The organism is Nitrosomonas aestuarii (assembly GCF_003046585.1).
Lineage (GTDB): Bacteria > Pseudomonadota > Gammaproteobacteria > Burkholderiales > Nitrosomonadaceae > Nitrosomonas > Nitrosomonas aestuarii.
The window spans coordinates 49,712-71,566 of the sequence record NZ_QAAE01000013.1 but is presented as its reverse complement, the minus strand read 5'-3'; the positions used below and the strand labels follow the sequence as shown (position 1 = coordinate 71,566).

The 21,855-nt window shown below is 46.2% G+C and carries 17 protein-coding genes and 1 pseudogene; 1 reads left to right on the top strand and 17 read right to left on the bottom strand.

The genetic code is table 11. The annotated features are described in order from the left end of the window. The 17 genes and pseudogenes from C8R11_RS11555 to mraZ form a co-directional block, all read right to left on the bottom strand. Nucleotides 1–2,387: pseudogene (locus tag C8R11_RS11555) on the bottom strand (hypothetical protein); the annotation flags it as partial. A gap of 678 nt (nucleotides 2,388–3,065) precedes the next feature. Then, on the bottom strand, nucleotides 3,066–4,214 hold the full coding sequence (gene ftsZ / locus C8R11_RS11550) for a cell division protein FtsZ (protein ID WP_107795834.1): 1,149 nt from the start codon (nucleotides 4,212–4,214) through the stop codon (nucleotides 3,066–3,068). Nucleotides 4,215–4,280: 66 nt separating this feature from the next. After that, complete coding sequence (gene ftsA / locus C8R11_RS11545) at nucleotides 4,281–5,519, bottom strand: cell division protein FtsA (protein ID WP_090697693.1); 1,239 nt, start codon at nucleotides 5,517–5,519, stop codon at nucleotides 4,281–4,283. A gap of 19 nt (nucleotides 5,520–5,538) precedes the next feature. After that, nucleotides 5,539–6,303 carry a cell division protein FtsQ/DivIB gene (locus tag C8R11_RS11540; protein WP_107795833.1) on the bottom strand — a complete coding sequence of 255 codons (765 nt, stop codon included), beginning with the start codon at nucleotides 6,301–6,303 and terminating at the stop codon, nucleotides 5,539–5,541. After that, nucleotides 6,293–7,210 (bottom strand): D-alanine--D-alanine ligase, encoded by a 918-nt coding sequence (locus C8R11_RS11535; protein WP_107795832.1) that lies wholly within the window; start codon nucleotides 7,208–7,210, stop codon nucleotides 6,293–6,295. The genes C8R11_RS11540 and C8R11_RS11535 overlap by 11 nt, the downstream gene beginning before the upstream one ends. Next, complete coding sequence (gene murB, locus C8R11_RS11530; protein ID WP_107795840.1) at nucleotides 7,211–8,134, bottom strand: UDP-N-acetylmuramate dehydrogenase; 924 nt, start codon at nucleotides 8,132–8,134, stop codon at nucleotides 7,211–7,213. Nucleotides 8,135–8,240: 106 nt separating this feature from the next. Next, nucleotides 8,241–9,659, bottom strand: a complete 1,419-nt coding sequence (gene murC, locus C8R11_RS11525; protein ID WP_107795831.1) for a UDP-N-acetylmuramate--L-alanine ligase — start codon at nucleotides 9,657–9,659, stop codon at nucleotides 8,241–8,243. 2 nt (nucleotides 9,660–9,661) lie between these two features. Beyond that, on the bottom strand, nucleotides 9,662–10,759 hold the full coding sequence (gene murG, locus C8R11_RS11520) for an undecaprenyldiphospho-muramoylpentapeptide beta-N-acetylglucosaminyltransferase (RefSeq protein ID WP_244907649.1): 1,098 nt from the start codon (nucleotides 10,757–10,759) through the stop codon (nucleotides 9,662–9,664). A 20-nt stretch (nucleotides 10,760–10,779) separates the two neighbouring features. Continuing rightward, nucleotides 10,780–11,940 (bottom strand): putative lipid II flippase FtsW, encoded by a 1,161-nt coding sequence (gene ftsW, locus C8R11_RS11515; protein ID WP_090697685.1) that lies wholly within the window; start codon nucleotides 11,938–11,940, stop codon nucleotides 10,780–10,782. A 3-nt stretch (nucleotides 11,941–11,943) separates the two neighbouring features. After that, complete coding sequence (murD, locus tag C8R11_RS11510) at nucleotides 11,944–13,359, bottom strand: UDP-N-acetylmuramoyl-L-alanine--D-glutamate ligase (RefSeq protein ID WP_107795829.1); 1,416 nt, start codon at nucleotides 13,357–13,359, stop codon at nucleotides 11,944–11,946. After that, nucleotides 13,356–14,441 (bottom strand): phospho-N-acetylmuramoyl-pentapeptide-transferase, encoded by a 1,086-nt coding sequence (gene mraY / locus C8R11_RS11505; protein WP_107795828.1) that lies wholly within the window; start codon nucleotides 14,439–14,441, stop codon nucleotides 13,356–13,358. Before mraY ends, murD begins: the two co-directional genes overlap by 4 nt. 120 nt (nucleotides 14,442–14,561) lie before the next feature. Continuing rightward, complete coding sequence (locus C8R11_RS11500) at nucleotides 14,562–15,959, bottom strand: UDP-N-acetylmuramoyl-tripeptide--D-alanyl-D-alanine ligase (RefSeq protein WP_107795827.1); 1,398 nt, start codon at nucleotides 15,957–15,959, stop codon at nucleotides 14,562–14,564. After that, complete coding sequence (locus C8R11_RS11495; protein WP_107795826.1) at nucleotides 15,956–17,500, bottom strand: UDP-N-acetylmuramoyl-L-alanyl-D-glutamate--2,6-diaminopimelate ligase; 1,545 nt, start codon at nucleotides 17,498–17,500, stop codon at nucleotides 15,956–15,958. The genes C8R11_RS11500 and C8R11_RS11495 overlap by 4 nt, the downstream gene beginning before the upstream one ends. A gap of 8 nt (nucleotides 17,501–17,508) precedes the next feature. After that, a complete protein-coding gene (locus tag C8R11_RS11490; protein ID WP_107795825.1) occupies nucleotides 17,509–19,242 on the bottom strand; it encodes a peptidoglycan D,D-transpeptidase FtsI family protein in 1,734 nt (577 codons plus the stop codon). Next, nucleotides 19,226–19,561, bottom strand: a complete 336-nt coding sequence (ftsL, locus tag C8R11_RS11485; protein WP_244907648.1) for a cell division protein FtsL — start codon at nucleotides 19,559–19,561, stop codon at nucleotides 19,226–19,228. Before ftsL ends, C8R11_RS11490 begins: the two co-directional genes overlap by 17 nt. Then, nucleotides 19,543–20,523: a 16S rRNA (cytosine(1402)-N(4))-methyltransferase RsmH gene (gene rsmH / locus C8R11_RS11480; RefSeq protein WP_107795824.1), complete on the bottom strand. Its 981-nt coding sequence runs from the start codon at nucleotides 20,521–20,523 to the stop codon at nucleotides 19,543–19,545. Before rsmH ends, ftsL begins: the two co-directional genes overlap by 19 nt. Before the next feature lie 15 nt (nucleotides 20,524–20,538). Continuing rightward, entirely contained in the window at nucleotides 20,539–20,985 is a 447-nt protein-coding gene (mraZ, locus tag C8R11_RS11475; protein WP_107795823.1) for a division/cell wall cluster transcriptional repressor MraZ, read from the bottom strand. A 609-nt stretch (nucleotides 20,986–21,594) separates the two neighbouring features. Between mraZ and C8R11_RS11470 the strand changes: the two genes are divergently transcribed. Next, nucleotides 21,595–21,831, top strand: coding sequence for a hypothetical protein (locus C8R11_RS11470; protein WP_107795822.1), 237 nt, complete (start codon nucleotides 21,595–21,597; stop codon nucleotides 21,829–21,831). Nucleotides 21,832–21,855 lie beyond the last annotated feature (24 nt).

The following is a 21,855-nucleotide window of genomic DNA, read 5'->3' as shown; positions in this document are numbered from 1 at the left end:
ATAGCAAATACTACCGCTGTAGCAAATGCATCAATAGCCCCAGCCTGCGCGATCGTGGCCGCAGTGCTGGCGGTGACCGCACCTGCTGCGTTTGCCAGCACTGCATCACTTGATGCGGCAATCGCGGATGCTGTATCGGTTATGGTCGCCACTGACTTGCTGCCGGAGTTGGTGGCATTTTCTATTGTCGTGGCCTGCGCGATGGTGACATCATCGGTAATAGTAATATTAACCGCTTCACTCAGGCCGGCGCCAGCGGCTATATTCGCGGCCACATCAACAACACTATAGACTACAGCCTTTGTAAACCCTGCAATAATTTCTGCTTGTGCAACCGTGGCAGTATCACTTGATGTCACCGTTCCAGCCAGAGCCAAATCAGCATTTGATGAAGCGGCTAAATTCGCAGCTGTATCTGTAATGTCATAAACATTGATGCCACTGTTAGTTGCATTCTCGATAGTAGCTGCCTGCGATATTGTCACAGGATCAACCACAGTAATATTTGTTGCCATGTTAAGTACCACTGCTGGCGCACCTACAATAGCCATACTGAAATCATTAATACTATATGTAACTGAACCAGTTACAGCACTATAATCGATAGCAACAAGTTCGAAAACAGTTGATTCGCCAGTTAATATGACGTTACCAGCTCCATCAAAAGTCAATCCAGAAAAATTAGCAGCTGTACCCGCCAATGTTTGTCCTGATGCCAAAGTGATTTTTTTTGTCGAGCCAGCAAAATCTACTGTTGTAGTTGCTATAACGCCACCTCGGATAAACATGGCAACTGAATTACCTGCAGCGCCGGTCCACTCAATTGTAATATTACCGCTGGCTGACCCACCAAATGTTAAAATCCCGTTGGCCTCAGTCACCACAAAGGTACCGAAATTTCCAAAATTAAAGTTCTTGGTTGCATCAGATGACCCGTTCCCGTCCACATCCCCCACTACTGTTCTGGCCACCTCCACTGCGCGTGTTAAATTCACACCTTCTGTTTTGGCTAAGACACTTTTAAGATCACCCGTTGACGCAATTGTTTCTATATCTATCTCTATATTTTCAGCGACTATCTGTATTGCTGTTAATTTATTCAATGCTAGAATTGCATCAGTTCTGTTTGTTAACACATCGGCAACTGCGTTGTTTAAATTTGCGATAGCTCGAGAGACATCTGCTAATAGCAACCCCACTTGAGTCAGTTGTGTATCATCAATAATTGTTTCTACAATTGAACTTTGAATCACTTGTGTAATATCGGCTTTGGAGGCCAAATCAAACGATTTCTGCGTATTCTCACTTACAATGGAGGCAGCAAGTACCTTATAAACTAAATTGATGGCAATATCTTCATTAGCAGTAATTCCGGCACCATTCAGCAATGCGGCCGTCAAGCCAACCAAAATATTGACTTGATCTGCTGCTGCTTGAGCAGCCAATGCAATGTCTGTTGTAATTGCATCCGTATCAGAACGTACACTTTCTTTAATTGGATCAAAATTGATTAAGTCAATATTCTGATTTAATGATAGTGTTCTTAGCACAATTGCAGAGGCATGACTTACTGAAAGCGTACTATTCTGGACAATTTGATATATTAGTGTTGTTAACGGAGTAACTACAGACGAACCTGCGGGTGCTGACAGACTCCCTTCAAAAAGTCTGCCGGTTGCAATATCGCTCCCTCCGACAGCAATTAAATTACCAAATGCTTCAATTCCAACTAAAGAATAATTACCATACTCATCTGTTATTGTGCTAACTTCATCTTCATTCAGCACACCATCACCATTCAAATCTGCAAATATAGCTGCGTCCCTGATATACCCATCGATCACTTTGCCAGAAACGTCCGAATCTAAGATAAGTTTTGCATCATTTACCGTGTCAGCTAAATTTGTAACACTATCCGTGACTCTCTGAAGGACACTTAAATCAGTAGCCGGTCCGTTTTTATCAATAGAATAATAATAAGCAACATCCACTTTATTTTTAAACTGCAGCGCCGCTCCACCCCAATCAGTATGCGACGAGTTTACCGAGGCAAGTGCCATTGCCGCCTTGTGAATCACTTCACCTCGGCTTTGGCCTTCTGTCAACATTGTTTCTATTGCAGAAACCACCCACGCCTTATTTTCTGCACTTACAAGTGTCCCGACGATATTCTCTACCAATTGGATTGAAAACTCATTATTTGTTAATGTGTCGGAATACATCAATTGCTCAAATACCTTAGTTTTAGCTAATGCATTGGCCAGCTGCTTGGTAGAACCATTAGTGTTATTAATAAAAGCAGTAAAAATATTTAAAAAACGAGCTCCCGGAGCCGCGTTGAACATTGCCTGGGCGACTTTCAATATTTCTAACTGTAAATTATTCATAATGGTTTTTTACAAAAAAACTATGGGAGATATTCAATGCGGTGTAAGCTGAAATACCTTTATTTAATCTACAGGGGTTAAATTCACTCCCCTGTAACTATTAAACTGTCAGCAGATACAAAAAGCACGGTTAATACTCCACCACTTGCAGACAAAATTTTTTTACATTCGAGAAAATTAAAGCACAAATAGTCAATAGTTCGATGCTGCAATTTTTTGAATGAGAAATTAAAAGTCCATTTAATCAACGATGAATTTACTGAGAATCAGATTGATGGAGTAATTGAGTTTAAACTCAATTGGCTATTTAGTCGATCTTGAAGAAACTTTTACTGGGAAATTTTCAGTGCAATAAGCCGAGACTGTAATTGTTATTTTACATCTGCTTTTTTTATCCAGGAATTCTGGTGGGCAGTGCCTGTTTTGTCAATTCCCCGAAGAAAAAAGAACAAAAAATGCCAGCAACCATTAGCAGAGGGAGTATTTGAAGTTCCGTGTCGACCTGCACGTATGGTGCTTGGTCTTGCAACGTGACATCAGGGTCTGGAAGGGTCTGGAAGTCACTAAATCATGGTCACATGCACCGCAAACAATTGACATCGTTTCTGAAGCACATAGGAACATCGCACCCTTACTATGTAACTATGTGCTCCAGAAACGGATATTTCTATTAATTGTTTAATCGGCCTGCCTTCTCAAGAACGCAGGAATATCCATTGGATCAACACCTGATTGTCGCATAGCAGCCACAGTCGCATTGCTTCTTCTACCTGTACGTATCACAGCAGGCTCATCTGACGACATGTAGCCTTCACGGTCATCAGTTCCGGTACGGGAATGGATAACTGACAAAGGTTTTTTTCCTTGACTGTGGACGTTGCCCAGTCCAGTCGCCACCATTGTCACGCGCAGATCTTCGCTCATACTTTCATCAATCACAGTACCGATTATAATCGTCGCATCTTCAGCAGTCAGTTCTTTAATGGTACCCATAACTTCATGAACTTCTCTCATTTTCAATGAAGAGTTAGCGGTGATATTGACCAATACGCCGCGCGCACCTGCTAGTGAAATATCTTCAAGCAACGGACTTGCCACAGCCTGTTCTGCTGCAATACGCGCACGGTCGACACCAGTGGATACTGCTGATCCCATCATTGCCATACCCATTTCTGACATCACTGTCTTCACATCGGCAAAATCAACATTCACCAGCCCAGGGCAATTAATAACCTCTGCGATTCCTGCAACTGCACCGTACAACACGTCATTGGCAGCCTTGAATGCATCCAGCATACTGATATCATTGCCTAAAACCATCATCAGCTTATCGTTAGGAATGACAATTAAAGAATCCACATGCTGAGACAATTCTTCCATACCCAATTGGGCCGCTTTGAGACGTTTTCCTTCAAACTGGAATGGTTTGCTGACAACAGCAACTGTCAAAATACCCATTTCTTTAGCGACCTGAGCAACCACCGGCGCGGCACCGGTGCCTGTCCCGCCGCCCATGCCGGCTGTAACAAAAAGCATATCAGAGCCCTGGATCAATTCTGCAATACGGTCACGATCTTCCAATGCAGCTTCGCGCCCGATATCAGGATTGGCTCCGGCCCCCAATCCTCTGGTAATACCAGATCCCAGCTGCAAAATAATATCAGCTTTGGTATTTTTCAATGCCTGCGCATCTGTATTCATGCTGACAAATTCAACACCCTTCATTTCATTTTGTATCATATGATCCACTGCGTTGCACCCGCAGCCACCCACGCCTATCACCTTAATGATCGCTTCCTGTGATTCATTATTCATGATTTCAAACATAATGCCTCTCCTTTAAAACAATGTAACAACCCTAGAAAAAACAAACCCAACATCGACTAAACACACCTAGAAATTTTTCTGAAACCAGTTTCTCATCCTGGAAAAAATCTGTTTGGCTGAACCACCCTGTAACCGCATATGCTGCTGATGCTTCAAGTGTTCTATGCCGGTCATAATCAAACCTATACCGGTTGAATACCGCGGTGTATGCACTACATCCTGCAAATTTCCCTTGTAGTTGGGAACACCCAAACGCACAGGCATGTGAAATATTTCTTCCCCTAATTCAACCATGCCGCTCAAGGAAGCACTGCCACCTGTAATGACAATGCCAGATGAAAGTAACTCTTCAAAACCACTGCGCCGTAACTCCGCCTGCACCATGGTATACAGTTCTTCTGCACGCGGTTCGATCACCTCGGCCAGCGTCTGTACGGAAAGTTGGCGCGAACCGCGGTTCCCGACATCCGGCACTTCAATCATTTCGCGTGTATCGGCAAGGCTTCGCAATGCGAAGCCATAGCGACACTTAAGGTCTTCTGCATTCTTGGTGGGTGTACGCAGCGCCATAGCGATATCGTTTGTGATCTGATCACCTGCGATGGGAATTACAGCGGTATGACGAATCGCGCCATTGGTAAATACCGCAATATCGGTAGTGCCGCCGCCGATATCAACCAGACATACACCAAGATCTTTTTCATCGTCTGTCAGTACCGCCATTGCAGAAGCCAACGGCTGTAATATTAAATCGCGTACTTCCAGTCCACAGCGATGAACGCACTTGACGATATTCTGTGCTGCCGAAACAGCGCCTGTCACGATATGTACTTTTACTTCAAGTCGTATGCCACTCATCCCTACCGGCTCACGCACATCCTCCTGTCCGTCAATGATGAATTCCTGATTAAGAATATGCAGAATCTGCTGGTCTGCCGGTATATTCACCGCCTTGGCCGCTTCCATTACACGTTCGACATCCGCTTCGGTAACTTCTTTATCCTTGATGGGCACCATGCCATCGGAATTGATACCTTTAATGTGACTGCCGGCAATTCCTGTAAATACTTCATTGATTTTACAGTCCGCCATTAACTCAACTTCCTCCAATGCGCGTTGGATTGCATTGACAGTCGTTTCAATATTGGCAACCACTCCTTTTTTCAAACCACGGGATGGATGACTGCCGAGCCCGATAATTTCAAAACCGCCTTCAGGCAATATTTCTGCAACTATCGCCACAATTTTTGACGTGCCAATATCAAGCCCGACAATCAGATTTCTACTTTCCCTAGCTTTACTCATCTAGCCACACTCCCTGATTTCAAGTTTCTTTCCTTGTATTGTGCTTATTTTTCAACGGTGGTTTGTGCTCGGGCAGATAAACCGCAAATCCATTTGGATAACGTAAATCCACATAAGCAAGCGCTTCTTCCTGATTTAAATGTGCGATGCTATGGTTGTACACTGATACATAACGCATTAAGCGTTTTTCGATTTCGTATCGACCCAATTCAAGAATAGTCCCTGTATCCAAATGCAGGCGCCAGGCATGTCGCGATGATAAATTTATCCCGGCAATCGATTGCTGCAACGGCGCCAGTGCTTCATTAAATTGTCTAAAGCGGCGTGCAATCTCCTGAGAATTAATCTCCATAGGTGCTGTAAAAACAGGCAACTCTTCATCCAGCACAACACGAAAAACCTCTCCATAGGTATTAACCAAAGCGTGGGTGCCCCAATGCGCCAGCACCTGATGTTCCTCCAGCTTTATATTCAAACCCAATGGCCAGGCCCTTTCAATCTTGGCGTCCCGCACCCATGGAATTCTCAAAAAATCATTTCGTACCGCCACCAGATCCAACGTTAAAAAATTTCCCTGTACCTCATTGACAACTCGTTCTATCTGCTGACGCGAAACATGTTCAAGTTTTACTTTTGGGGAGTGCATGCCCTGAATATGAACTTCCTTGAGCGGCAAGAAACGCGGCATACCATCATGCTGGGCAAGCACATATAACACCGCTGCTGCCACCGCAACAAGCAGCGTATTGGTAACAAAATTTAATAAACGGTAGTTATCCCACATGTGACAAACTCAATATCTTCAATACCAAATCTTCAAAACCGATTCCCGCAGTTCTGGCCGCCATCGGTACCAGACTATGACTGGTCATGCCAGGTGAGGTATTCGCTTCCAGAAAATAATACTGTCCGTCCTCGCTTAAAATCAGATCAATTCTTCCCCATCCTTCACAACCGAGCGTTTGGTATGCTTTCAGCGCTTGCACCTGAATCGCGCTTATCTGTTCTTCCGGCAGACCACAAGGACAAAAGTAACGGGTGTCATCCGATAAATACTTGGCCTCATAATCATATAGCTCACCCGCGACTTCTATTCTTACCAGCGGCAATGTAGTTTCGCCGATTATCGCGGCGGTTAATTCGGTACCCGCGACAAACGCCTCAGCCAGTACCAGTGAATCATGTTCGGCAGCCTTTCGATAAGCTTCTGCCAGATCATCCGCATGTTTAATCTTACTCAAGCCAATAGTCGAACCTTCGCGCGCCGGTTTTATGATCAGTGGCAATCCCAATGATTGCGCAACTTGGTCAAAGTCGCTTTGTTCATTGAGCAACATACTGCGCGGCGAGTTGATACCTACTGCCTGCCACAACAGTTTTGTGCGCCACTTATCCATCGCCAGTGCACTTGCCATGACACCACTTCCGGTATAAGGTATATTCATTAATTCAAGTGCGCCCTGCACTGTGCCGTCTTCGCCAAAGCGACCATGCAACGCAATATAGACCCTATCAAATTGCTCATCTGATAACGCAGCCAACTGTTTTTTCCCGGTATCGAATGGGTATGCATCTACACCGGAGCTGCGTAATGCCGCTAAAACAGCCTGTCCGCTCTGCAGAGAAATCTCACGTTCTGCAGAGCGTCCACCCATTAATACCGCTACTCTTCCGAAATCATGTACTGTCATCTATTCGTGACTCCCGGCTTCGCCGATAATGCGGACCTCTTCTATCAGAGCAACATCTGTTTCTTTCTTAACTTTTTCCTGCACCAGCATAATCAAGGCTTCAATATCGGTCGCAGTAGCGCCACCCATATTGACAATAAAGTTTGCATGTTTGGCGGAAATCATTGCCCCACCTATAGATTTTCCTTTAAGCCCGCACATTTCGATCAATCGTGCAGCATAATCACCCGGTGGATTCCTGAACACCGATCCTGCATTCGGTTTATCGAGCGGCTGACTTTTCACGCGCAGCGTCAATAGTTGCTTGATCGTTTGTCTTGATACTGCTTCCTCACCTGGTTTCAGTCTGAAATATCCACCCGCAAACCACTCTGCTTTCAGGGCATCATCTATTACGGTTTTTCTCTGCACACTGCGATAATCAACCACATATGCTTCAGCCAGTCTCATCGACAATTCGCCGCTGCGGTTAATTACCTGAACCTTTTCCACAGCTTCCCAGGTTTCACAACCATAACACCCCGCATTCATCGCCAATGCGCCGCCTATTGTTCCTGGAATACCCGCCAGAAATTCTGCACCGGTTAAATGGTGCATAGCAGCAAACCGTGCTACTTTAGCGCATGCCACGCCGGCACCCGCATATACCACTCCGCCGGACTGATCCAGGCACACCAGCCGCAAGTCGTTCAATCTAGCATGCACTGCAATCACAGTGCCCGCCAGACCGCCAGCTCTGACCAGCAGGTTGCTGCCTAAACCGATCATATAGACAGGCTCCTCGACTGGCAGTCTATTCAAAAAAACACTCAGATCTTTCAAATCTGCCGGAATATAATAGTGTTGCGCAACGCCACCTGTACGCCATGATGTATGTCGGCTCATTGGCTCGTTTATCCGCATTTTTCCACGCATGACAGGCATATTTATCTCACCGGCAATGTAACCAGTCAAACGACAGACATGCGCTCTGTCCATATAAGATTCCGCTCGCATCACAAGCGCTCCTTCCAGGCTGTTTCAAATCTAATCATTCATTAATAATCATTAATTTCTGTTGTCTCTTTACAATCTCCGGTGCAACGCCAGCTACTGAACCCGCTCCCATAATCAACACCAAATCATTGTCTTCCACCGTATCCGGGATAGCCGCTATCAAATCGTCTATGGTCTTAGCATAAATCGGTTCAACCTTTCCTTTTACCCGCACCGCCCTTGCCAGCGATTTACTGTCTGCTGCTACCACCGGATCTTCACCTGCCGGATAAACATCGGTCAGCAGCAGCACATCCGTTTGCGAGAGCACCTTAACAAAATCTTCAAACAGATCTCGTGTTCTCGAGTAACGATGCGGCTGAAATGCCAGCACAAGACGCCGACCCGGGAAAGCACCTCGTGCCGCACTCATGGTTGCAGCAAGCTCTGCCGGGTGATGGCCATAATCATCAACCAGCAAAAAACTGCGCTGATTGGGTAACCTGATTTCTCCATATTGCTGAAAACGCCGCTCAACTCCTCTGAACTCAGCCAGCGCCTTGATAATTGCGGCATCCGGCACGCCAATTTCGTTAGCCACCGCTATAGCGGCCAATGCATTCAGTATGTTATGTACACCGGGAAGATTCAAAACAATAGGCAAACTGCGTGCAGAACCATTCACCCCGATCAAGGCAGTAAAATGCATTTGACCGTGGCAGTGTCGAATATCCAACGCACGCACCTGCGCGTCCTCAGAAAGCCCATAGGTTGTAATAGGCTTCGTAATATCAGACATGACTGCACGCACATTGGCGTCATCCACACAGAGTACAGCCATGCCATAAAAAGGCAGATGCTGTACAAATTCAACGAATGTCTGCTTTAATCGATTAAAATCATGACCATATGTTTCCATATGATCTGCATCGACATTGGTCACCACCGTCAGAACAGGCTGCAGATACAGAAAAGAGGCATCAGATTCATCGGCTTCTACCACGATAAACTCTCCACCTCCCAGTTTGGCATGACAACCGGCAGCTTCCAGTCTGCCACCAATTACAAACGTCGGATCCATATCCGCTGCGGCCAGGATGCTGGCCACCAGACTGGTCGTGGTGGTCTTGCCATGCGTACCCGCGATTGCTATACCGCGCCGCAGGCGCAGTAATTCTGCCAGCATCAATGCGCGTGGAACGACAGGAATATTTTTTTCATGCGCGGCCATCACTTCCGGGTTATCTGGTTTGACCGCAGTTGAAGTCACCACCACATCGGCCCCTGTAATTTGCGCATGCGTGTGGCCGGTGTAAACGGTAATGCCTAAATTTCTTAAACGTTGAGCCACCCAATTATCCGACAAGTCCGAACCGCTGATTTGGTATTTAAGATTCAACAGCACCTCGGCTATACCGCTCATACCGGAGCCACAGATTCCTACAAAATGAATATGTTTAACTTTATGCTTCATGTCTACACCCTACTTGCCTCAATACAGGCTTCCGCAACCCGTTGGGTAGCGTTTGGCATTGCCTGCTGACGTGCCGCGATTGCCATCGTCAACAATTTTGCCCGCGTCAAACCACATAAAATTTCCATCAAGCTACCTGAATTTAAATCGTTCTGCGGCAGCAAAATCGCTGCCTGATGATTGCTCAAGAATTTCGCATTGCCCGTTTGATGGTCATCCACCGCATGGGGATATGGCACTAGAATGCTCGCCACCCCCCCTGCCGCCAGTTCTGACACCGTCAGCGCGCCTGCTCTACATAACACCAGATCACAAGCAGCATATTGTTCAGCCATATCATCAATAAATGCCTTCAATTCCGCTGTCACCCCCAGGTCTGAATAACTGCTGCGCAGTGCAACCAGATTTTTCTTTCCTGCCTGATGCACGACGATCGGACGTTGATTTTCTGGCATCCTCTTTAAGGCTTGCGGTACAACTGTATTTAAAACCTGCGCTCCCAGGCTACCGCCAACCACCAATAATCGCAAAGGTCCGCTGCGCCCGGAGAATCGCATTTCGGGGTCTTCCAGTTGCGAAATTTCATTGCGCACAGGATTACCTGAAAAAATAACTTTAGCCGGATTCGTTGTAACCGCATCCGGAAAACCCACAAGCACTTTGTCAGCCAGCTTTGCCAATATTTTATTAGTGAGGCCCGGCACAGAATTCTGTTCATGAATAACCAAAGGCGTATTCAGTAAAGAAGTCATCATTCCGCCCGGAAAAGCAGGATATCCACCCATGCCCAGCACGACATCTGGTCTCACGCGCCGTAATACTTGCAAACTTTGTGCAAATGCTCTCAATAATCTGAATGGTAACGCAAGCCAGACTAGCGCCCGTTTTCCCCGCAACCCGGTAAATTCAATTGACTCCATGGGGTAACCATGCTTTTCAACCAGATCGTTCTCCATGCCCGTCTTCGTACCCAGCCAGACAATCCGCCAGCCAGCTGCTTTCAGGTAGTCGGCTACAGCCAGCCCTGGAAAAACATGTCCGCCGGTACCGCCCGCCATAACCAGTATGGTCCGCGCCATCGAACCTGTCTCCGTTTCCATATTGGTCGCACATTGATTGTTCAAATGGACGCTCCCCGTAACCGCTGACGATTTTCCCAGTCAATACGCATTAAAATAGCCAGAGCGAAACAAACCGCTGTGATGCTGCTGCCACCAAAACTCATCAGCGGCAATGTCAATCCTTTGGTTGGCAAAACACCCATATTGACGCCCATATTGATGAGTGCCTGCATTCCTATCCAAAGGCCGATTCCCTGAGCCACCAGCGCCGCAAAATGGCATTCCAGTTTGGCGGCCTGGCGGCCAATGGCCAATGCGCGCACAACCAGAATCGCAAATAGAATGACCACTGTAGCAACACCAACAAACCCCAGTTCTTCAGCTAATACGGCCAATAAAAAATCGGTATGCGCTTCCGGTAGATAAAACAATTTCTCAATGCTGCCACCCAATCCAACACCCAGCCATTCACCACGCCCGAATGCAATGAGCGCATGACTAAGTTGATAGCCTTTTCCAAGCGGATCTGCCCAAGGATCCATGAAACCAACAATACGGTCCAACCGATAATTGGCAACATAGATCAGTACAAACATACCCCCCGCCATTAATCCCAGTAATCCTGCAAATATTTTTAAATGGATGCCGCCCAAGAACAGGATGGCAATCATCAATGCAGTGATCACCACAGCAGCACCAAAATCAGGTTGCCGCAACAACAAAAAACCCACTGCGCCAATGATAACGAGAAATGGCAAAAAGCCTTTGTAAAAACTGTTTAAATGAGCCGCCTTTCGGACCACGTAATCGGCTGCGTATATAATCATAAAAAGCTTCATAAACTCAGAAGGCTGCAGGTTTACCACATACAAAGAAATCCATCTTTGACTGCCATTGACTTCGCGCCCAATGCCTGGGATTAGTACCAATACCAGCAATAGCATTCCAATTAAAAACAAGAAAATGGCATATTTCTGCCATAAATGAACAGGCACCTGAAAAGCCGCAAGCCCCAACAACATGCCCAGTGCAAGATAAATGACATGGCGGATCAGATAATGACCTGAATTATTGGCACCGAACTGCGCCTCGGCGATGGCTATCGATGCGGAATAAACCATTACCAATCCGATACTCAGCAACAACAAGACAGACCAGACCAGTACTTGGTCAAAATCAGGCATACTGTTTGTGTTTGGATTGTCTATTTGATAATTCATCAGTTAATGTTTTTTCTTTCCAACACTAAAAAATCTCGCTTCGATATCTTTAACCGCCGATATAAAAACCTCTGCCCGGTGCACATAATTTCTGAACATATCAAAGCTGGCGCACGCTGGTGACAGCAACACCACATCATCTTTCTGAGCCATCAGGAAGCTCTTCTGTATTGCTTTATCCATGGTTTTTGCAAAATGAATCGGCACACCGCACCCATTCAATGCAGAGGCTATCTGACCGGCATCGCGGCCTATCAAAACAACAGCTCGCGTACATTCGGCCACAACCTCCCGTAATGCAGAAAAATCCTGCTCTTTACCATCGCCACCGGCAATTAAAACCACATGTTGTTGCAATCCCTTGAGTGCGGCGACCGTTGAACCGATATTGGTGCTCTTTGAATCATTAATAAAAGTCACATCATTAAACGCCGCGACTTTTTCCATCCGGTGCGGCAGTCCTTGAAATTCACGCAGAGCGGATAACAATGGCTCAATGGGCACTTGCAAAGCACGGCATAATGCCAGTGCTGCCAGCGCATTAGCAGCATTATGCAAACCGTTCACCGCCAACTCAGAGGTTTTCATCAACAGCATCCTTCCTTCCATTAACCAGACATCATCGTCATTGCGAATGACACCAAAATCTATCTCTGTTGCTGGGGCGTTCAAACCGAACGTAACCTTGCTCTTTTCCGGCTTACTCATTGCAATTGATTCACGGTTATCCCGATTCAAAATCTGGATACCTGCGCTTTGTTTTTCATGCATAAAAATTCTAGTTTTCGCAAGTACGTAATCCTGCATACTGTCATAGCGATCCAAATGGTCTTCGCTTAGATTCAGCACAGTAGCCACATCAGCATTCATATATTCAGTAAGCTCCAATTGAAAACTGGACACTTCCAAAACCCAAAATTCCGGCAAGCGCCCGTCATCCAGCCGTCGCATGAATGCATTCAGCACAGCAGGACTTATATTTCCGGCCACTTCCACATCTAATCCGGCTTTTTTCAACATCGCCCCAACCATCGCCGTAACCGTTGTTTTCCCATTTGTGCCTGTAATTGCAATAATTTTAGGTCTGGAGACTTGATATTTCGCGAGCGCCCATTGAAACAATGTTAGATCGCCCACAATCGGCACACCGCGCTCTATTGCCAGTTGAACATGTGGTTCCTTCATTGGCACACCAGGACTCATTGCTATCAACTCAATGCCATTAAAAACCTTGTCTTCAAATGGACCTGTACATATTTCCACCTCCGGCACCAGACTTTCCAAAGCAGTTACATTAGGCGGGTTAATACGACTATCTGCTACACGAATCATGGCATTCTGGCGCGTCAGCCATTTTGCGATTGATAATCCTGTTTCACCCATACCCATTACCAGCACATGCTTACCTTTCAGATTCATCTCAGTTTCAATGTCGACAATCCCACCAAAACCAAAATAATAGTGATAATCCAGAATCTCACGACAACCTGATTCTCCTGCCAGCCTTTCAATTCAAAGTGATGGTGCAACGGCGCCATTCGAAAAATACGCCGCCCGGTCAGTTTGTATGACGTCACCTGCAACATTACCGAAAGCGCTTCCATCACAAAAACACCACCCATAATGACCAGTACGATTTCCTGACGAACAATTACGGTAATCACGCCCAATGCCGCACCCAAAGACAGTGCACCCACATCACCCATAAATACTTCCGCCGGATAAGTGTTAAACCACAAAAATGCCAGACCGGCGCCTGCTAACGCTCCACAAAAAACAGACAATTCACCAGCATTTGGGATATACGGTATCCCCAAATAATTAGCAAACACGACATGCCCGGCAACATAGGAAAAAACCGCCAGCGCTCCACCAACCATGACTGTCGGCATAATCGCCAAACCATCCAGACCATCGGTCAGATTCACTGCATTACTCGTACCGACAATCACCAGATACGTCAAAATAATAAAACCTGTCACCCCCAAAGGAATCGCCACCTCCTTAAAAAAAGGCACAATCATATCGGTTTGCGCAGGCAGTTCCGCCGTTATAGCCAAATACACCGCCACAACAAATGCAATAACCGATTGCCAGAAAAATTTGTTGCCGGCGGAAAGCCCTTTGGGGTTACGATGAACAACTTTTCGATAGTCATCAATCCATCCAATAATGCCAAAACCCAGCGTCGTCAACAGCACCACCCAGATATAACGATTACTCAAATCCGCCCACAGCAATGTAGTCAAAACAATTGAAACCAGAATTAACGCACCCCCCATAGTCGGCGTGCCTGCTTTGATCAAATGCGTTTGCGGGCCATCATCACGTACCGACTGTCCGATCTTATAATCAGTTAGCTTGCGAATCATAATGGGGCCAACCAGAAAAGAAATCGCCAACGCTGTCAGTGCGGCCAGCATAGCGCGCAGAGTTATATAGCTGAATACGTTAAATGCGCGAATATCCTCTGCCAACCACTGAGAAATTTCTAGTAACATGATAGCTACAGCATCCTTAGTCGTATTAATCCAACGCTTACGATTTGCTTAACTCGCATTTATTCTGTGTACTCCAATGTTTATAAATACCGCAATAAACCACGCTGGCATGTGCCGAGATTATGCTTCCAGCCGTTTTACCACTCGTTCCATTTGCATAAAGCGTGATCCCTTTACCAACAAAGTAACATCCACGTCCAATAACTTTTCCGCTGCACCCAACAATTCATCGATATCGCTGAAATGCTGCGCACCTTGTCCAAACGCTTCACTCGCGTACTTGCTCAATTCACCCAGCGTCAACAACCCATCCAGCTTGGTGCGACGCGCTTCTTCGCCGATGGCGCGATGCAACTCAACCGATGATTCGCCTAATTCACCCATATCACCTAGCACCAGAATTTTTCTACCTTTTGAAGCAGCGAGAACTGCCATAGCGGCACGCACCGACTCCGGGTTTGCGTTATAACTGTCATCTATCAACAGCGCCTGATGCAAACCGCGTTTCGACTGCAGACGCCCCCGCACACCTTTAAAGCGCTCCAGTCCCGAGGCAATTGTTTTCTTGTCAATATCAACCGCTGTCGCTGCCGCTGCCGCTGCCAACGCATTATGGACATTGTGTATGCCAGGCACCTTTAATTGGACATCTACAAAACCATCCGGGAGACACAAACGCAGTGCACTACCACATATGTCAGCTTGATATTGCGCAGCAACCTGTTTGTATTTATCTTGCTCACCCAGCCCAAAACCAATCACCCGACGTATACCCGCAAGTTCGCGCCATAACGGTGCATACTGATCGTCGGCATTGATAACGGCTATTCCATGTGCATCAAGCCCAGTCATAATTTCACCTTTAGCGTACGCAACTGCCTCTACTGTCCCTAAACCCTGTATATGCGCTGCACCCGCATTGGTAATCACTGCCACACCTGGTTTTGCCAAACGCGCTAGATACGCAATCTCACCCATATGATTCATACCCATTTCAATGACAGCATACTGATGCGTATCGCGCAAACGCAAGAGCATTAAAGGGACGCCGATATCATTATTCAGATTTCCTTCTGTCGCCAGCACGAATGACAGGACCGGTGATTTCTGTTCAGCAATTTCCGTCTCACCTGCCGCCTGACGTAAAATTGTTGCCAGCATATCTTTCACAGTCGTTTTGCCGTTACTTCCGGTTACGGCTATGAATGGTATTGAATACCGTGTACGCCAGTGAGCCGCCAACTGTCCCAGCGCAGTACGCGTATCATTCACATGCAATAATGATAAATCCGTGGATAAAGCTGCGTCGTCAACATTCGACCCCACCATGGCAGCTACCGCACCTTTATGCTGTGCTGCAAGGACAAATCGGTATCCTTCAAATCTTTCGCCTGATAAAGCAACAAACATATCTCCTTTCAACAAGGTTCGGCTATCCGTACTCACGCCAGTAAACAACACATTGTTACCTTCCCAGCGCCCATTCAAAATATGAGCAGCTTCTTCCAGCAGCATCATATCCGTCCTATTTTTTTGCCCAGCAAATCGTGCAGAATCTGTTGCACAACAGCCGCATCACTGAATGGAATTTTCTGTTCTTTTATCTCTTGATATACTTCATGCCCCTTACCGGCTATAAGCACGATGTCGCCTGTTACAGCGCTACTGATCGACTGATAAATAGCCAGTTCACGATTAATTTCAGTCTGATAATTATTGCTGTTCACACCCACAACCATGTCATTGATAATGTCGCACGGATCTTCGCTACGCGGGTTATCGCTGGTAAAAATGACTTCATCGGCAAAACGCGTTGCCACTTCGCCGATCAATTGCCGCTTACCCTTATCTCTCTCTCCACCGCAACCCAGCACACAATACAGACGCCCCGTCACACTACTTAATTCTTTGACTTTACGGGACGCGTTCAGCATTTCCCGCAATGTCATCAATACCTTCTCCAGCGCATCCGGAGTATGCGCATAGTCTACGATCACAACCGGTTGATCGCCGCCGCCAAATTTTTCCATACGGCCGGCAATTGGCTGCACATACCGAAGTGCATGGACAGCATCGGTAAATGCAACGCCGCTTGCCAGAAGCCCGGCAACCACCGCCAACAAATTTACAGCATTAAATTTACCTACCAGGTCCACTTTTAACTTCTCACGATTGCCTTGAAATTCGATGTCAAACTCGACACCCTGCAAATCAACTTTGAGATTGGAGCCATAAATCATTTGGCATTGTTCAGAAGCTGCATTAGCAACGCTTTTTTTGAAACCATATCCGATCACCTTCACAGATTTTCGAACAAGTTGCTGTAGTAATTCTATTCCCAGAATATCATCAAGATTGAGCACCACATATTTTAAATTCGGCCAAAAAAACAGACGCGCTTTTGTCGCGGCATATGCGTCCATATCTTTGTGATAATCCAAATGATCACGGGACAAATTAGTCAATACAGCTACAGACAGTGTCGTGCCGTTAATACGTCCTTGTTCAATGCCATGCGATGAAACTTCCATAGCCACATTCTCAGCGCCATGTTGTAAAAATCCAGCCAGCTTCTTTTGCAGCAGGACTGCATCAGGCGTTGTATGTGCTGTCGTTTCTAGCGCATGAATAAAGCCATTACCCAGCGTTCCAATGACAGCCGTTTTTTTTTGCAACGCATTCATAGCTTGCGCGTACCAGTGACTACACGAAGTCTTACCATTTGTTCCTGTAAAACCAACCACCCATAATTTCTGAGATGGATGACCATATACATGGTCCGCTATCAACCCGGCTTTTCCCCGCAAACCAGCAACACCCAATGACGGTATTCGCCATTGCGAATTCCATGTAAAGCCAAGCGAATCCCATATCACTGCATTGGCGCCTGCTGCAATGGCTTGCGGTATCAATTTTCGCGCGTCAACTTTTGTTCCTGCAAAAGCCAAAAATGTATCGCCTGTTTGCACAACTCGACTATCGGTCGACAGATTTTCAATAGGCACACCCAGCTTCTCCAACTGCTGACAATCAAACAATTTATTTGTTCTCTCAGCCATAGCCTGACTCACCCTTCTGCACCCGTAGCAAGCAACGATGGGAAAGTCACAACATTGTTTACAGGCGCATCATGCGGTACATTTAAGATTCGCAAAGCACCCTCCATAACCCGACTAAAAACAGGCGCCGCCACTGCGCCGCCGAAATATTTTCCTGCAGCAGGTTCATCCAGGATAACCGCAATGATTAAACGCGGCCTGGAAGCAGGCGCGTAGCCTACAAATGAAGAAAGATATCGATTTTTGGCATATTTCCCATCGATTAATTTATGTGCTGTCCCTGTTTTACCAGCCACGCGATACCCATTCACTTGAGCCAGTGGCGCAGTCCCGCCAGACTGCGTTGCCATTTCCAACATTTGAGTAATTGCAAGCGCAGTTTCACTCGATATAACCCGCCGTCCCATTACTGGAAACAATTGCTTTTCAAGTGTAACCGGCTTCAATTCGCCACCTGTAGTAAAAATGGTGTAAGCACGCGCAAGCTGCGCTAAAGTAACGGATATACCGTGACCAAATGACATGGTTGCCAGTTCAATAGGTCGCCATTTATTATAAGGTCTAAGCAAACCATTCGCTTCCCCAGGAAAACCTGTTCCAATAGATGCGCCAAAACCAACGTTGTTATAAATTTGCCACAGTGTTTGCGGCTGCATAGACAAAGCAATCTTGGCTGTACCCACATTACTGGAAACCTGAAGAATTTCTGCAACCGATAACAAACCCTTATTACTCACATCACGTATTGTGGAACGGCCTACTTTGAATGTCCCTGGGGCCGTTTGTAAAACCGTATCCGGATTGACATGTCCGGTTTCAATGGCCATTGCTATAGGAAAAGGTTTCAGTGTTGAACCGGGTTCAAAACTATCAATCAATGCTCGATTACGAATTCTTTCGCTATTGATGCTTGATCTCGAATTTGGGTTATAAACTGGAAAGTTCGTCAAACCCAGCACCTCTCCCGTTTGCGCATCCAGTACAACAATGCTCCCCGCCTTTGCCTTATGTATGGCAACGGCCTTCCTTAATTCACGATGTGCAATATGCTGGATTCTTCTATCCAGCGACAAAACAATATCCCGCCCTGGCTTCGGATTACGGATTTTTTCTACATCTTCTATAATGCGCCCTTTATTATCCTTAATAACACGGCGACTACCTACCTCCCCCGCTAGCACATTGTTCCATCCCCGTTCAATACCTTCCTGACCTTGATCGTTGATATCAGTGAAACCGACAACATGCGCCGCACCCTCTCCTTCAGGATAATAACGCTTAAATTCTGTCTCAAATGCGATGCCCGGGATATTCAGTGCCTTGATTTGCTCGGCCAATTCGGGCACGATTTGCCTTTTCAAATATACAAAACGGCCTTGTTTACGATAGATTCGCTTTTCAACTTCCGCCTTCTCCATTTCGAGCAAGCGCGATAATTGTTCCAGTTGAGTCGGCGATATTTTGACAAGCTTGGGATCCGCGTAGACAGAAGCAACAGGCGAACTGATTGCCAGTATTTCTCCATTGCGATCGACTATCATGCCACGATCCGCATTCATTTCAATAACTCGACTGTAGCGTGCTTCGCCCTCCTGCCGCAAAAAATCATTATGCATACCCTGCAGATAAGCTGCTCGCGCCACCAAGCCCGTTAAACCCAAAATTAACAGACCAAACAGAAAAGTCGAGCGCCCCGGGCGCAACTTGATTTGTAAAGTTTTGGAATCAAAATTTTTCAGCATGTTCGAGTTCCGCCCACTGCGAATCATTTAGCTTTCCAGCCGAAATAATCTGGACATGATTCGCTGATGGCACCTCCATATTCAATTGCTCTATGGCAGCGTTTTCTATGTGTCGACGTGCAATTAATGTGCTCTGTTCAAGTTGCAACCTACCCCATTCAACTTCCAGATTACGTGTTATTTTCTTTTCATTTTCCAAGGCCATCTTCAGTTTGCGAGCCTCATGCTGCACACTAACAACGCCCAAAGCACAGACTACAAGTATCAATATCAGAGACAGATTCAATTTAAACATACGCATCAACCATTTGTATTGCATGAAACGCGCTTCGCCACCCGCATGACTGCGCTCCTGGCACGCATATTGGCTGCTACTTCTTCATTTTTTGGGCGTATCGCTTTACCAATTACTTTTAGCTTTTGCTGATTCAATTGCTGCAACTCTGCCTCCCGTAATGGAATGCCCCGCGGCACACGATCCAACATTGCCGATGCACGCATAAATCGCTTTACAATCCTGTCTTCCAATGAATGAAAACTAATCACCACCAACCGTCCTTCCGGATTGAGCAAATCTACACTTTGACGCAACGCTAGCGACAACTCCTCAAGCTCCTGATTGATAAAAATCCGTATCGCCTGAAAAGTGCGCGTCGCCGGACTCTGCTTGCCCTCCCGCTTACGTTCACGTGCGCGGACGACCGCTGTAACAATCTCGGCAAGTTGCAATGTGGTAACAATAGGCTGCCGCGCTCTTGCCACAACAATCGCTCTTGCAATCGACCTAGCATACCGTTCTTCGCCATATTCTTTAATCACCCTTTCCAAATCTGTTTCAGAAACTGTCTCCAGCCATTGTGCAGCAGTATTACCCCGACTGACATCCATTCGCATATCAAGCGGACCTTCGGCGCGAAAGCTAAAGCCTCGTGCTGCATCCAATTGTGGCGAAGACATACCCAAATCTAATAAAATCCCATCAACCCTGGTTACCCCCAGCTCCAGCAAAATTTGCTGAATTTGCGAAATATTGCCATGCCTGATACAAAAACTGGAACTGCTTCTTCCCAGCGTTTCTTGTCCGGATTCTATTTTTCTACCCGCTTCTACAGCCGTCCAATCCCTATCAATCGCGATTAACCGTCCACCTTCGCTTAACCGCGACAAGATTAAACTGCTGTGACCACCTCGCCCGTAGGTACCATCAACATAGACTCCATCCGGCTTAATCGCCAGTGCTTCAACAGCTTCATGCAGCAAAACTGTAATATGTTCTGACAAATCATCACCGCTTCATCACAATGAAAACCCCTCCAACTCAGGCGGCATATCATCCTCACTAAAAGACAGGGCATCCTCAATTTGTAAATTCCATTGCCCTTCATCCCATAGTTCAAATTTCTCACCCTGACCAACCAAAACAACTTCCTTCGACAAACCAGCAAAACCACGCAAGGGCGGCGCAACCAGGATACGCCCGGCACTATCCATTTCCACATCACTGGCATTACCGATCAATAAGCGCTGAAGGCTGCGCGTCTTAGGATTAAAACTGGAGAGGCTGTTCAATCTTTGCTCAATGGGCTCCCATGCTGGCTGAGGATAAACCAGCAGACATTTCGACGGATCAGCAGTCACGATCAAATGCCCGGAACATTTGGACATCAACTCGCCGCGGTATCTTGCCGGTATCGCAATCCTGCCTTTTGCATCCAAACTGAGCTGGGTGACACCACGAAACATGTTGCCCTCTTATCTTTGCGGGGAAAGTTAATTACGCACTCTTTCCCACATTTCACCACTTTTTCATAACTATGCCCCACTTTAATAAAAAAAATTCAACCCGTCAAGTACAAATAAAGATATTTTATTTATATGACAAAGACTTAATGAATGACTATTTACGCCACTTTGGCGCACAAAAACACATAAAGAAATAGATAGATAGCCAGTTCATTAAATGCAATTTGTGATTACGGGGTATTTACAGCAACCTCATTGTCGCGTCCCAGCAGCCATTACAGCCACCTGCCAATCCACTAAAAAATGAGACTAAACACATCAAACCCGTTCAGAATTTAGCGACAGAAATATGCACGCATCTATGAAATCTATAAAAAATACTGCATACAAAAAAATCAGCCTTCATTTAAGCGTGAATGGTAAACAGACTCAACGTGAAATACTGCGAGCGCGCTAACCAAGACTTTTGATACCAGCAACAATCATATTGATAAAACTTTTTTATATTCTGCAAGCTCTGACGCAGCACTTGACCTGTTGAATCTTGTAAAAACATCCCTTTCGGAATACTTCATGGATCGGACGGAATACAATGATGTGAAATAACATTTGCTGTGGCTGATACCGAACAAGCGGAAATTGCTCGACAAGCATTCAAGAAAAACAGAAAAAGTTGATATTGCGCCGGACCGAATAGGAGAAGTGATTTTTAACAACCGGATGCCATCATCCGCCCAGATGGCGCGATATAAAAATGAACATGGTCATAAGCGCTTATTGGGTGCTCGAACGCACAACCAGCGCAATCGCGAACTGCGTCCGTTTCCAGAAACCTGCCAGACTTGAGTCGATTTGACACACTAGCGGGAA

What these genes read in the sequence shown, in the direction of transcription:
- C8R11_RS11500 (WP_107795827.1), bottom strand. Translation starts at nt 15,959, where the DNA reads ATGATGCTGCTGGAAGAAGCTGCTCATATTTTGAATGGGCGCTGGGAA.
- ftsW (WP_090697685.1), bottom strand. Translation starts at nt 11,940, where the DNA reads ATGAATTATCAAATAGACAATCCAAACACAAACAGTATGCCTGATTTT.
- ftsA (WP_090697693.1), bottom strand. Translation starts at nt 5,519, where the DNA reads ATGAGTAAAGCTAGGGAAAGTAGAAATCTGATTGTCGGGCTTGATATT.
- murB (WP_107795840.1), bottom strand. Translation starts at nt 8,134, where the DNA reads ATGCCTGTCATGCGTGGAAAAATGCGGATAAACGAGCCAATGAGCCGA.
- C8R11_RS11490 (WP_107795825.1), bottom strand. Translation starts at nt 19,242, where the DNA reads ATGCTGAAAAATTTTGATTCCAAAACTTTACAAATCAAGTTGCGCCCG.
- ftsZ (WP_107795834.1), bottom strand. Translation starts at nt 4,214, where the DNA reads ATGTTTGAAATCATGAATAATGAATCACAGGAAGCGATCATTAAGGTG.
- mraZ (WP_107795823.1), bottom strand. Translation starts at nt 20,985, where the DNA reads ATGTTTCGTGGTGTCACCCAGCTCAGTTTGGATGCAAAAGGCAGGATT.
- C8R11_RS11540 (WP_107795833.1), bottom strand. Translation starts at nt 6,303, where the DNA reads ATGTGGGATAACTACCGTTTATTAAATTTTGTTACCAATACGCTGCTT.
- murD (WP_107795829.1), bottom strand. Translation starts at nt 13,359, where the DNA reads ATGAATCTGAAAGGTAAGCATGTGCTGGTAATGGGTATGGGTGAAACA.
- ftsL (WP_244907648.1), bottom strand. Translation starts at nt 19,561, where the DNA reads ATGCAATACAAATGGTTGATGCGTATGTTTAAATTGAATCTGTCTCTG.
- C8R11_RS11535 (WP_107795832.1), bottom strand. Translation starts at nt 7,210, where the DNA reads ATGACAGTACATGATTTCGGAAGAGTAGCGGTATTAATGGGTGGACGC.
- murC (WP_107795831.1), bottom strand. Translation starts at nt 9,659, where the DNA reads ATGAAGCATAAAGTTAAACATATTCATTTTGTAGGAATCTGTGGCTCC.
- C8R11_RS11495 (WP_107795826.1), bottom strand. Translation starts at nt 17,500, where the DNA reads ATGGCTGAGAGAACAAATAAATTGTTTGATTGTCAGCAGTTGGAGAAG.
- mraY (WP_107795828.1), bottom strand. Translation starts at nt 14,441, where the DNA reads ATGTTACTAGAAATTTCTCAGTGGTTGGCAGAGGATATTCGCGCATTT.
- murG (WP_244907649.1), bottom strand. Translation starts at nt 10,759, where the DNA reads ATGGAAACGGAGACAGGTTCGATGGCGCGGACCATACTGGTTATGGCG.